Source organism: Psychrosphaera sp., assembly GCF_982872775.1.
Window position 1 is genome coordinate 51,229 of sequence record NZ_CEYNSH010000005.1, and the last position, 13,060, is coordinate 64,288.

The following is a 13,060-nucleotide window of genomic DNA, read 5'->3' on the forward strand; positions in this document are numbered from 1 at the left end:
TGGATTGTTATGGCGCTAACTTCGCTAGCCGCGGTGCCGATCACCACGCTCAAAGGCGTTGGTCCTAAAGTCGCAGAAAAATTAAAAAAAATTGGCATCTCAACGATAGAAGATGCCTTATTCCATTTGCCTCTTCGTTACGAAGATCGCTCACGTATTTATCCTATTGCTACGACATTGCCTGGTTCACACGTTGCCGTTGTAGGCCAAGTTACTTCAGCTAATATTCAGTTCGGTAAAAAGCGCATGCTCCTGGTCAAAATAAATGACGCGTCCGGTAGCATGACACTGAGATTTTTTAATTTTTCAGCAGCCCAAAAAAACCAGTTTGAAATAGGCGCATGGTTTAAGTGTTTTGGTGAAATACGCGGTGGTCGTTTTGGCCCCGAAATCATGCACCCTGAATATAAAAAGCTAGCTTCAGAACACGATGTTGTAGTGGAAGATAGTCTTACTCCTGTTTATCCTACAACAGAAGGTATCAAGCAAGCCTCATTGCGAAGTATTACTGAACAAGCTCTCAGTCGTTTAGCAAAATATACGGTTGAAGAACTCGTAAAGCCATTAGACAAGTCTCTTGAATATTCATTTGTGGATGCGTTACGACTCTGTCATCGTCCACCAGTAGATACAGATACGAGCCTGTTAGAAATGGGTATTCATCCTGCTCAACAAAGGCTCGCATTTGAAGAGCTTTGCGCTTATCAAGCTAGTATGCTGACCCTTAAAAAGAACACCCAAACTGTCAAAGCTATCGCCTTTGAACAGCCCAAAAATACATTGGTTAAGGCATTTTTGGGTTCCCTGCCGTTCTCACCAACGCAAGCTCAGCAGCGTGTTGTCGCTGAAATCAATCAAGACCTTTCCACTCCTCTTCCTATGATGCGATTGGTTCAAGGTGATGTTGGCTCTGGTAAGACACTTGTCGCGGCACTTGCTGCTCTGTCTGTCCTTAATCAAGGCTATCAAGTTGCTCTAATGGCCCCAACAGAGATACTTGCGGAACAACACGCCAATAGTTTTCGGGATTGGTTTGAACCCCTTGGGTTGAATGTCACTTGGCTGGCCGGTAAAACAAAGGCAGCCGAACGAAAAGAAGCATTAAAAGCGATCGGTGATGGTAGCGCGCACTTAATTGTAGGTACTCATGCCATATTCCAGGACCAGGTCGAATTTGCTCGTTTAGCCCTAATTATCATTGATGAGCAGCACCGCTTTGGTGTGCATCAAAGATTAACGTTGCGAAACAAAGGTGCTATCACTGAAAAAGATAGTGTGAGCTATCCACACCAACTCGTCATGACTGCCACTCCGATTCCTCGAACCCTTGCAATGACAGCCTATGCTGATTTGGACTGTTCAGTTATAGATGAGTTACCTCCCGGGCGAACGCCAGTTACAACGGTCGCGATTCCAGACTCAAAACGAGCCCAAGTCATCGAGCGCGTACAAAATGTTTGTTTGGAAACTGGGCAACAAGCTTATTGGGTGTGTACGTTAGTTGAAGAAAGTGAAGTGTTGCAGTGTCAGGCTGCTGAAGAGACTCATCAAGAATTACAGCGTTTATTACCTTCGTTAACAATTGGGCTGGTTCATGGCCGAATGAAACCAACTGAAAAGCAAGCCGTTATGTCCCAATTTAAGGAGGGTCAAATAAACCTCCTAGTTGCCACAACCGTCATTGAGGTTGGCGTTGACGTACCAAATGCTAGTTTAATGATTATTGAAAATCCTGAACGATTGGGGCTTGCTCAACTGCACCAATTACGTGGCCGGGTTGGCCGTGGTGCACTACAATCTCATTGTGTTCTTATGTACAGCGCACCATTATCGCACACGGCTCAACAACGTTTGGGTGTGTTACGTGAGTCCAATGACGGATTTGTCATTGCCCAAAAAGACTTGGAAATACGTGGTGCAGGTGAAATTTTGGGAACCCGTCAAACTGGTTTAGCGGATTTTAAAATTGCAGATTTGGAACGAGATGCCACACTAGTAGAGTATGCAATGGTTTATGCTAAACAAATTATTCATGTCGATAGTGAGCGCGTCGAAAAACTTATCGCACGTTGGCTAGGTGAAAAACAACTTTACGGTAACGCTTAGTTTTCATACACCAATAGGAATTACCTCTTATATTTAAGAAGAATTAGGTATATTCCCCCTTTTTTTAGAAAAACTAAGTAACATTTTATTCATTGCGGGTTGTCAAGATAACTGTTTAACTGCCGTTATTATTGGCTAATAAATCAAGAGCTTAAAGACTGTATTCATGAAAAGAATATTAATTGTAGAAGATAGTCTCCCGATTATAACTTTACATTGTAGTATTGCTAAAAAAGCAGGACTCGAACCGGTTGTTGCCAAAACATTAGCCGAAGTAAAAGGGCTCACCGAACAGTTTGGTGAATTCTTTTGTGCCATCATTGATTACAGTTTACCCGATGCCCCGGAAGGGGAAGCAATCAAATATATTATTGACCGCAAAGTGCCGGGCATAGTAATGACGGGTATGTTAGATGATAACGTACGTAATAATATTTTACGCCTACCTGTTATTGACTACATCACTAAAGAGAGTAAACAAGCCTTTCACTACCTCCTCACTTTGCTTAAAAGACTACAGCGTAATCCTACTGTGAAAATATTGGTTGTCGATGACTCCTCTAGCTCTCGAGCTTACTTAACTCATTTACTTGCACGTCATAAATTTAATGTACTTCAAGCTAAGTGTGGAGTGCATGCATTAGAAGTTTTGGAAGAGCACCCCGATACTAAATTAATCATAACGGATAAAGAAATGCCACGTATGGATGGCATCGAGCTTTGTAATCAAGTCCGAGCAAAATATCACAAAGACGATGTTGGAATAATTGGTATTTCAGGCGCAGACTCACAGGCATTAACCGCTAAGTTCATTAAAAATGGTGCAAATGACTTTTTGCAAAAACCTTTCTGTCTTGAAGAGTTTTATTGTCGAGTGTTGCAAAACGTCGATTATTTACAAAGTATTGAAATAATTAGGCAACAAGCCAATACAGACTATTTAACAAACCTTGCCAACCGACGTTACTTCTTTGAAAGTGTTGGACCAAAGGTGAAGGCACCTGGTTACCATTCATTGGCGATGATGGATATAGACAACTTTAAGTCTATTAACGACACATATGGCCACGACGCTGGAGATGCCGTTTTAAAAGCGATTGCGCAGTTATTAAAGGATCATTTCGAACAAGACTTTTTGGTCGCCAGATTGGGTGGCGAGGAATTTGGTGTTTTCTTTGATCAATATGATTTTATGGCTGCTGTGCGTAACCTTGATCAATTTAGAGAAGAGCTTGCGGATTTGGCCATTCCTGTTACCAAAGACAGTGGTGAACATGAAACTTTATATTGCACCGTAAGTATTGGCGTAGCAAATGAAGCCGATATGAGCATAGATAACTTGATGATCCTTGCTGACCAGCGTTTGTATAAAGCGAAACAAAGCGGTAAAAATCGCATCATATTTGAATAGACCACAGGCATTATTTCAGGACGAAAAAAAGAGCAGGTAACTGCTCTTTTCTTTTTACTTTTTACCTTGAAAAAGGCTAGCTTGTCTCTTCCTTCTTTTTCTCAGCGACTAGCGTCTTGATTTCAGCAAGTTCAAGCTCAAGCTTCTCCAACTTCACACGAGTTCGCGCTAAGACCTGAGTCTGAATATCGAACTCTTCACGACTTACCACATCTAATTGCGTCAGCTTGTTTTGCAAAATGGTTTTTACTTTCTCTTCTGCATTGTCAGCCATTGATTTAACACTTGCTGGCATCGCATCGACAACTTGATTGGCAAACTGTTCAATTTTTTTAGGATCTATCATATTAGTCTCAGTTTGTTTTATTTTAACTTATTGTAAGGCTTGTTAACAAAAACACCACCTAAAAAGCACTTCAATAGTCAATAAAAAAGGCCCAACTGGGCCTTCGTAATTACGTGCTACACACTAAATGTGATCAGTATGCTACCAAGTTACCATCGCTTGTATACCACCACCGATATCATCTAAGTCTGGTGAGGCTGCTAGCCCTATATCAAACTGCACTGCCCATAAGTAAAGGCCAGCCCCCAAAGTTACGGTACCATCGCTTTTTTCAGTTTCATTTTTCCCTTCGTAATCAGCGAAGTTATGACGGTAGCCTGCTCTAAGTTCAACAAATTCCCAAGCATTGATAACCCCACCGATACTACCGTACTGGCTACCTTTGAAGAATTGGGTGCCATCTTCATACAATGGACCTTTTGCTTCAGTTAAATCCAAATCAGCCGCGATTCTGTACCAACCACCGTTATAACTAGTGCCAACTCGAACTTGTGTTTCAACTTCATAAGTAAGTGCTTCTTGACCCGGTTTTAAGCTATCTTCGCGACTACTAACCGTCTCGCCCATGATGTTTTTGACTGAAACACCAATTCGCCACTGGTCCATCTTATCCATAGATAAAACAGCACCGATATCCGCAGTCACAAAGTCCTTTGTAGTACGGTAATCATCACTCTCAATGTCATCTTCATCGAAATCCGATGTTGCACTTTGGTAATCATAAAACTCTAAATGCACAGACTTTAATGTGGCACCAACGCTAAGTGACTTATCGTTTTCTAACTCCCACTTAGAGCCTAAGGTCACTCCGACTTCTGCCCAGCCAATAGCAGCAAAACGCGCACTTGAGTCCAAATCATTTTCATTGAAGTTAAAGGTTTGCGTGTCTTGGTCAAAAATATCACCAAAGTCGTTTTCAATGGTCGTTTGAGTTAACTTAGCGTCATCAGCTAATGCTTCTGCTTCGTTAAACAGCACTTCTGCTTCTTCCGCAATTCGTTCTGCTTCTTCGATCTCTTCTTGAGTCGCACTGTCGCTATTTCGTAGCTCCTCTAGTCTTGCTAATTTTTGATTAAAATCAGCTTCTAGACGGTTAGCTTCATCAAAAAGAGGACGAACATCATCAAGTAAAACCTGGCCTAAGTCTGTATACCGACGTAACTTATCGATATCGCTTTGTTCTATATTAGCCGTGCCGCCAACGTCGACTTTGGCTAAGGCACTGAACCCAAGTGAAAATGTTTCAAATGCAAAACCAAATCCCAAATTAAGACCAGCGGTTGATTGTAAGCCTGCACCATCTAGATCGCGAAAACCATTAATCACTTCGTTTGAAGTATCAATGGTCGTTTGTAAGTTTTTAATCTCACTTTCTAATAGGTCAACACTATCAAGGTCTTCAAAATTATTGACGTCACGCTCAAATGCTTTCAGGGCGTCGTACGTATCGCCATCTTCTTTTGCATCAGCAACGCGACCATTAATATTGAGGATAAAATAAGCGTCATTTTCTGAACTTTTACCTGAAGCTGTCCCGAGTAGACCTGGATTATAGTTTGAAGCCGCTGACCAATGTGCGTAAGTGGTGCCAGCACCACCACTGCCTAGCGTTCGTGCGGAGTGAACTACGGGTTCAACAGCCATCGCTGTTGTGCTAAGAAAGGTTGTTGCTAGTGCCGTTGATATTATTGACTTTTTCATTGTTTCTCCAAATCCTTGACTGCTGGCTGGGTGTCTAGTTTAGGGTATCTAGGTTTCAGTTGCAGTTAAATTTATCTTACAAATAGAGTGGTCGGACTTATACTTTGCTGGCCAATGTTTGTTATTATAGCCGCCCATTGCAGACCCGCATTGATATTGGTCATTTAATAGGTATTTTTATGAAGCTAAACCCTGAACAACAAGCCGCTGTCACCTACGTAAGTGGCCCTTGCCTCGTCCTAGCGGGTGCAGGTTCAGGTAAAACTCGAGTCATCATCAACAAAATAACTCATCTCATTGAAAATTGTGGCTACGATGCCAAACACATTGCTGCAGTAACCTTTACCAACAAAGCAGCTAGAGAAATGCGTGAACGTATCACTGACTCGATGGATCGCAGCAAAACCAAAGGCTTGCGGATATCAACGTTCCACACGTTAGGTTTGGATGTAATAAAGAAAGAAATTAAAGTCTTAGGCTTCAAGCAAAACTTCTCTTTATTCGATGACCAAGACTGTTTTTCTCTATTAAAAGAACTAACAGAAAAAGAACTCAATGAAGACAAAGAGTCGATTTATCAGTTGATCAATAAGATCTCGAGTTGGAAAAATGATCTTATTTTACCCAAGCAAGCCATGGCGATGGCCGAAGACTCAGAAACGGCTCTTTATGCTGAGTTATATCAGCGCTATCAAAACCAACTGCGCGCCTATAATGCTCTGGATTTTGATGATTTAATTTTGATTCCAACTTTATTATTCAAAACAAATGAAGAAGTTCGAGAGCGCTGGCGCAACAAAATTCGCTATTTGTTAGTTGACGAATACCAAGACACCAATACCAGCCAGTACGAATTGGTCAAATTGTTGGTGGGCGCTCGAGCTCACTTTACCGTCGTTGGTGATGACGACCAATCTATTTACTCTTGGCGCGGGGCCAAACCACAAAATTTAGTATTATTGAGTAAGGATTTTCCAAACCTAAACTTGATAAAGCTAGAGCAAAATTATCGCTCTGTGGGTTGTGTGCTTAATGCTGCAAACGTTCTAATTGATAAAAACCCGCACGTCTTCGACAAAAAGCTAAAAACTAACATGGAATACGGCGAACCGATTCGTGTAATTCAGACCAAAAACGAAGACAACGAAGCCGAACGTGTTATCGCAGAAATCATCGCACATCGATTTACTCATAAATCTCAATATGGCGATTACGCTATTTTATATCGCGGCAATCACCAAAGTCGCATTTTTGAAAAATTGCTGACCTCAAACCGTATTCCATACAAAATCAGCGGTGGCACTAGCTTCTTCTCTCGTGCTGAGATCAAAGACATCATGGCTTACTTGCGTCTACTTGTTAATCAAGATGATGACAATGCGTTTTTAAGAGTGATCAATACACCAAGGCGTCAAATTGGCCCTGCGACATTGGAGAAGTTGGGTATTTTGGCTAATGACAAACACATCAGCTTATTTGAAGCCGCCTTCGACAATGCCTTTATCGGCATGGTGTCTGGTCCAGCCAAAAACGCGATTCAATACTTTACTCGTTGGTTTGTTGAGCTGTCTGATCAAGTTTTACGTTCAGATCCAAAAGAAGCGGTAAAAGATCTTATCAAAGGGATTCATTACGAAGACTGGCTGTTTGAAACCAGCTCAACGCCAAAAGCCGCTGAAATGCGGATGAAAAACGTCAGTGAATTATATAGCTGGGTCAACCAAATGCTTGAAGGTGATGCCGAGCATGAACCACTGACATTGGCCGAAGTTGTCAGTAAGTTAACCCTTCGCGATATGATGGAACGCAACGAAGAAGAAGAGGCTAATAACCAAGTCCAATTGATGACAATGCACGCGTCTAAAGGTTTGGAGTTTCCTTATGTCTTTATGGTTGGTATGGAAGAAGGCATGTTGCCACATCAATCCAGTATCGACGAAGACAATATTGAGGAAGAGCGTCGTCTCGCTTATGTTGGAGTAACCCGAGCTCAGCGTCAGTTGTTTTTAACTTATGCAAAGGAAAGACGCCAATACGGTGAAACCATAATGACCGAACCCTCTCGTTTCTTAGATGAATTAGATCAAAAAGATTTACGCTGGGAAAAGCCCGGACAAGCGGTTAGTGAAGAACATAGAAAAGAAAAGAACAAAGCTAACATTGCGAATCTACGAGCCATGTTAAAAGGGTGACTTAGTCTCTCTAATAATTTTGATTTACTGATTCGTTAAGCTAGTTAAAAACACTAATTAGGCAATAAAAACAACTAAATACAAAAAAGGCTCCACGAGGAGCCTTTTTCAATTCAAAATAAGTAGCGACTATTTAGAGCTTTCAACCATGTAGTCGATGGCTAACTTGATCTCATCGTCAGAACACGCGACACAACCGCCCTTCGCTGGCATTGCATTGAAGCCATTGATTGCATTGCTCGCTAGTACGTCCATACCTTTGTCTACACGTGCAGCCCATGCACCTGCATCACCCATCTTAGGTGCACCCATGATCCCTGCACCGTGACACGCTGCACAAGCACTTTGGTAGACTTGTTCACCAGAACGAGGACCAGACGGAGCTGCTGCAACTGGTTCAGCACCTGCGATGTAAACTTGGCCTACTGGCGCAATGCGTTTTTCAATTTCGCTTTTTTCTTTATCATCCGCGTGAGCTGTCATTACCGCGAACATGGTTAACATTGTCAAAAGCACTTTGATCATTTTGAATTCACCTATTTTGGTTTTGAATTTTTAACTTTGTACATTCTACCTAATGGTCAACCCCTTGCAATATATTAGATTACTAATTCTTAACAAATTTTAGATCACCGTTAAGGTCTAACATAAAAATAGAGGAAAGATCGTCAATTTGCCATTTTAACGATCGGACTGAATAGCGTGGAAGCGTTGAAAATTGGGCGTTTATCGAGCACCTGACAAAGATCCGAAAAAAAGATCCTATTTTTTCTTAAAAAAACTGGATCAATTTTATATTCGAGTGTAAATTATCAATCCGCTCGAAATTGATCGATTTTGAGCTTCTGAATACCTGCCAGTATTTCTGGTATTCGCTGTAGAAAAATAATAATAAAAGCGGAACGCCGCCAACTTAGTACCCAACTCAAGTAACCAAAATATCATCTTTGATATTTAGCCTTGTATTGTGTATTAAAAGTACACTTATCAACTAAGTTATCCACAGGATGTGATAGTTATCAACATTTCCTGCCTTTCTGCGTACCTCTTTATTATGGCGACTTCCGAAACTTTATGGCATTCTTATTCACTATCTTATCCAACGCGACTCGGAAATAATCCACATGACACAACAAGGTACTTCATCTGCGTATAAGCCACTGGTTTTAGTCGACGGCTCCTCTTATTTATTCCGCGCTTATCATGCGCCACCACACCTAACAAATTCTCGTGGTGAAGCGACCGGGGCCATTTATGGCGTAGTTAATATGCTGAAAAGTTTGGTCAAACAGTATTCTCCAGAAAGAATGATCGTTATTTTTGACGCCAAAGGCCCAACGTTCAGAAATGAGATGTACAGTGAATACAAAGCTAATCGCCCGCCTATGCCTGATGATCTCCGTACTCAGATCGAACCATTGCACAATATTATCCGTGCAATGGGCTTACCATTAGTGGCTATTGAAGGCGTTGAAGCAGATGACGTCATTGGTACCATTGCCGACGAGCAGTCAAAGCTTGGCAATGATGTTTTGATTAGTACCGGCGATAAAGATATGGCTCAGCTTGTCAACGAGCATGTTACCTTGATCAACACAATGACAAATACCGTCATGGATCCTGAAGGGGTCGTTAACAAGTTTGGTATCGAACCAAACTTGATCATTGATTACCTTGCGCTAATGGGAGACAAAGTCGATAACATTCCTGGTGTACCAGGCGTTGGTGAAAAAACAGCAGTTGCCTTGATTCAAGGCTTAGGCAGTATCAAAAATATATATAATAATTTGGATAAAGTGGCTGATCTTGGTTTTAGAGGATCAAAATCAATGGCTGCCAAATTAGAAGACAATAAAGAGCAACTCGAGTTATCTTATGAATTAGCAACGATTAAGTTGGATGTCGAACACCAAATTTCGGCTGACGACATGCTAATTAAAGCACCAGATAACACTGCCCTAGCTGAGCTGTTCAAAGAATGTGAATTCAAGCGCTGGTTAAAAGAAATACTAAGCAATAATCCAGAGCTCAGTAGCCAGGTTGAAGCGAATTCAGTGAACAAACCAAGCTCAAGCTCTGAGCTGTCTAGTGAAGATACAGCCGAGCCGGAGTCAATCTCGGTCACCATTGACAAATCAAAATACCTTACGGTTTTAGACGAAGGCACTTGGCAGCAACAAGTCGAGGCGATCAAAGAAGCAGGCCTAATAGCATTTGATACAGAAACTACCGCTCTTGATTATATGGAAGCAGAGCTTGTCGGTTTCTCAATTGCATATAAAAAAGGTGATGATGTTCACGCTTTTTATTTACCAATCGGTCATGATTACCCTGATGCACCAGAGCAATTGTCTTTAGATCAAATCAAACCGGAACTCATGGCCATTTTAACCGATAAACAAATCGGCAAAGTGGGGCAAAACTTAAAATACGACATCAATGTATTAGCTAAATATGACATGCGAATCGACGGTATCGTGGGCGATACTATGCTTCAGTCTTATGTATTCAACAGTACATCGACTCGTCATGACATGGATAGCCTTGCCTTAAAATACCTTGGCCACAAATGTATTTCATTTGAAGAAATCGCGGGTAAAGGCGCAAAACAACTGACCTTCAATCAAATCGCATTAGAAGTAGCGTCACCTTATGCTGCAGAAGATGCAGATATAACGCTAAGATTGTACGATTATTTCAACGAGCAATTACGTCAAATTCCATCATTAAACCAATTGTTTAATGACATTGAGTTGCCATTAATGCCAGTTCTGTCTCACATCGAACAAAATGGTGTATTGATTAACCCTGATCATTTACATGAATTGAGCAGTGAGTTTGCGGCAAAGCTTCAAGAGCTCGAATCGAAAGCCCACGACGTAGCAGGTGAAGTATTTAACCTTGCTTCGACTAAACAACTCCAAGAAATCTTATTTAATAAACTAGAGTTGCCGGTTATCAAGAAAACGCCAAAAGGTGCACCATCGACGGCTGAAGATGTTTTACAAGAGCTTGCACATAAATATGAACTGCCAAAGCTCATTATTGAGTATCGCGGTTTAAGTAAGCTTAAGTCTACTTATACAGACAAGTTGCCACTGATGATCAAATCAGCGACTGGTCGACTGCATACCTCATATCATCAAGCGGTTGCAGCAACAGGTCGATTAAGCTCAACCGATCCTAATTTACAGAATATTCCAATCCGTAATGAGAACGGCCGAAGAATTAGACAGGCGTTTATTGCCCCTGAAGGTAAAAAAATAGTTGCCATCGACTACTCGCAAATCGAATTGCGCATAATGGCTCATTTAAGTGGTGATAAAGCATTACTCAACGCCTTTGCCAATAATCAAGATATTCACAGAGCGACCGCATCAGAAGTCTTTGAAACGCCATTTGAAGAAGTCACTACTGATCAACGCCGTGCAGCTAAAGCTGTTAACTTTGGCCTGATCTATGGCATGTCAGCCTTTGGATTATCCAACCAACTTGATATTGCTAGAGGTAAAGCACAAGAATATATAGATAAATACTTTGAGCGATTCCCTGGTGTCTTGCGTTACATGGAAACGACTCGCCAAAATGCTGAAAAAACAGGTTATGTCGAAACCTTGTTTGGTCGTCGTTTGTATTTACCAGACATAAAAGCGCGAAACGTACCACGTAGAAAGGCAGCAGAAAGAGCAGCGATTAATGCACCAATGCAAGGAACAGCGGCTGACATCATCAAACGTGCAATGTTAAATGTGCATCAATGGGTTGAAGAGAATGAACAAGGCCATGTAAAAATCGTGATGCAAGTACACGACGAACTTGTCTTCGAAATTAGTGAAGACCAACTAGACCGTGTTGTACCAGAGCTGATCAAGCAAATGGAACAAGCGGCTTCTCTCGATGTGCCTCTCATTGCTGAAGCCGATTCGGGAGATAACTGGGACGAAGCACACTAACCACTTTGTTATTTTCTTAAATAAGACTAAAGCCTGATTAAACAATCAGGCTTTTTTATACACGGCAGGTGTAATTTAATTACAAAAATGAAAAATAAAAATATTAGAGCTAAAATTCTACTTCTGTCACGAACGCCAATAAAAATTAGTCTAATTTGCAATCGTATGAATTAGTCACCTGGTCAGTCCAGAATAATAAACAATCAATTTATAATCGCTTATTTTATAGGCAGTTATGTACCTTTAAAATCCAAGCACCTTCCAAACCCTATAAAACAAAGGGTTTTTATCATAAAAAAAGATCGAATATTTTTAGAGTATATACTTTACTTTCTAATTTCTTCGGTTATTATACTTATGTCTCTCGAAATGAGTTGACCCTGTTGATATTTGACATTTAATAGCCTCTCCCCTTTCGCTATGACCGATGCTCTTTGAGCGTCGGTTTTTTTTTGCTTATTTACCAGCCATTCATTACAGAATCCTGAAAGTTAAATACAAAAAAAAGACCAAACAAGGTTGGTCTTTCTTCTTTTAATACTGTGTTGCTTGTCTATTAGCTTATTCAGCTGGCCCTGTCTCAGACTCTTCTGATTGAGTTGTACTCTCAGTTTGCTCAACTTGAGGCTCGACAAGCTCTGCTGCATTCAACCACTCATCAAGCTTACGAGAAAGCTGTGGAATACCTTTCTTTTTAAGAGAAGAGAAAAGCTCAACGGTAACATCGCCCTGGAAAGCGAGTGACGCTTCGCGAATTTTTAGTAGCTCTGCTTTTTGTTTACCAGACTTAAATTTGTCTGCTTTCGTTAGTAGCACTAATACAGGTAAACCAACGTCGACAGCCCAAAAGATCAAATCTTGATCTAGCTCTTTCATCGGGTGACGGATGTCCATCAAAACAACTAATCCCTTTAAGGACTGACGCTTTTCTAGGTATTCAGAAAGAGACTTCTGCCACTTTAATTTCATCGCAAGTGGTACTTTTGCAAAACCGTAACCTGGCAAGTCAATCAAGCGACGGTCCGGTTCTTCCAAATTAAATACATTAATCAATTGAGTACGACCAGGCGTTTTACTGGTACGAGCTAGACCAGTTTGTTGTGTTAACGTATTTAATGAACTAGATTTACCTGCATTAGAACGACCAGCAAAAGCAACTTCATAACCTGTGTCAGCAGGTAACTTTCTGATATCAGGAGCCGAGGTAAAAAACGACGCCTTACGGTAGTTAATAATAGATTTTGACACTTAATTTCCTCTGGCATTGACGTCGAACGTTAATAATTCAACAACTTGTACTAAATATAACGTCGAAGAATCTTTCACATTGTGACATTTGGTGTAGAATATG

The 13,060-nt window shown here is 41.0% G+C and carries 8 protein-coding genes; 4 read left to right on the forward strand and 4 right to left on the reverse strand.

Annotated features, from left to right (window positions below):
* Positions 1 to 9: 9 nt before the first annotated feature.
* Both recG and AC4E96_RS02705 read left to right on the forward strand, forming a co-directional pair.
* On the forward strand, positions 10 to 2,106 hold the full coding sequence (gene recG, locus AC4E96_RS02700; RefSeq protein ID WP_490254833.1) for an ATP-dependent DNA helicase RecG: 2,097 nt from the start codon (positions 10 to 12) through the stop codon (positions 2,104 to 2,106).
* A gap of 166 nt (positions 2,107 to 2,272) precedes the next feature.
* Complete coding sequence (locus AC4E96_RS02705; RefSeq protein ID WP_490254834.1) at positions 2,273 to 3,517, forward strand: diguanylate cyclase; 1,245 nt, start codon at positions 2,273 to 2,275, stop codon at positions 3,515 to 3,517.
* A gap of 76 nt (positions 3,518 to 3,593) precedes the next feature.
* Here AC4E96_RS02705 and ubiK read toward each other — a convergent pair whose 3' ends face one another.
* Positions 3,594 to 3,863 carry a ubiquinone biosynthesis accessory factor UbiK gene (gene ubiK / locus AC4E96_RS02710; RefSeq protein ID WP_490254835.1) on the reverse strand — a complete coding sequence of 90 codons (270 nt, stop codon included), beginning with the start codon at positions 3,861 to 3,863 and terminating at the stop codon, positions 3,594 to 3,596.
* A 141-nt stretch (positions 3,864 to 4,004) separates the two neighbouring features.
* The gene (gene traF, locus AC4E96_RS02715; protein WP_490254836.1) at positions 4,005 to 5,564 is read right to left on the reverse strand and encodes a conjugal transfer protein TraF; all 1,560 of its coding nucleotides are present in this window, start codon (positions 5,562 to 5,564) and stop codon (positions 4,005 to 4,007) included.
* 179 nt (positions 5,565 to 5,743) lie between these two features.
* On the opposite strand from traF, the gene rep reads away from it, so the two are divergent.
* Positions 5,744 to 7,756 carry a DNA helicase Rep gene (gene rep, locus AC4E96_RS02720; protein ID WP_488031765.1) on the forward strand — a complete coding sequence of 671 codons (2,013 nt, stop codon included), beginning with the start codon at positions 5,744 to 5,746 and terminating at the stop codon, positions 7,754 to 7,756.
* 129 nt (positions 7,757 to 7,885) lie between these two features.
* Here rep and AC4E96_RS02725 read toward each other — a convergent pair whose 3' ends face one another.
* Positions 7,886 to 8,281, reverse strand: a complete 396-nt coding sequence (locus tag AC4E96_RS02725; protein WP_488031766.1) for a c-type cytochrome — start codon at positions 8,279 to 8,281, stop codon at positions 7,886 to 7,888.
* A gap of 599 nt (positions 8,282 to 8,880) precedes the next feature.
* On the opposite strand from AC4E96_RS02725, the gene polA reads away from it, so the two are divergent.
* Positions 8,881 to 11,709 (forward strand): DNA polymerase I, encoded by a 2,829-nt coding sequence (gene polA, locus AC4E96_RS02730; RefSeq protein WP_490254837.1) that lies wholly within the window; start codon positions 8,881 to 8,883, stop codon positions 11,707 to 11,709.
* 561 nt (positions 11,710 to 12,270) lie between these two features.
* Here the strand turns inward: polA and yihA are convergent.
* Positions 12,271 to 12,945, reverse strand: coding sequence for a ribosome biogenesis GTP-binding protein YihA/YsxC (gene yihA / locus AC4E96_RS02735; protein WP_488031799.1), 675 nt, complete (start codon positions 12,943 to 12,945; stop codon positions 12,271 to 12,273).
* Positions 12,946 to 13,060 lie beyond the last annotated feature (115 nt).

Bases quoted from the DNA above. Each gene is read 5' to 3' on its own strand.
- recG (WP_490254833.1), top strand. From the start codon at position 10: ATGGCGCTAACTTCGCTAGCCGCGGTGCCGATCACCACGCTCAAAGGC.
- traF (WP_490254836.1), bottom strand. From the start codon at position 5,564: ATGAAAAAGTCAATAATATCAACGGCACTAGCAACAACCTTTCTTAGC.
- ubiK (WP_490254835.1), bottom strand. From the start codon at position 3,863: ATGATAGATCCTAAAAAAATTGAACAGTTTGCCAATCAAGTTGTCGAT.
- AC4E96_RS02725 (WP_488031766.1), bottom strand. From the start codon at position 8,281: ATGATCAAAGTGCTTTTGACAATGTTAACCATGTTCGCGGTAATGACA.
- polA (WP_490254837.1), top strand. From the start codon at position 8,881: ATGACACAACAAGGTACTTCATCTGCGTATAAGCCACTGGTTTTAGTC.
- AC4E96_RS02705 (WP_490254834.1), top strand. From the start codon at position 2,273: ATGAAAAGAATATTAATTGTAGAAGATAGTCTCCCGATTATAACTTTA.
- rep (WP_488031765.1), top strand. From the start codon at position 5,744: ATGAAGCTAAACCCTGAACAACAAGCCGCTGTCACCTACGTAAGTGGC.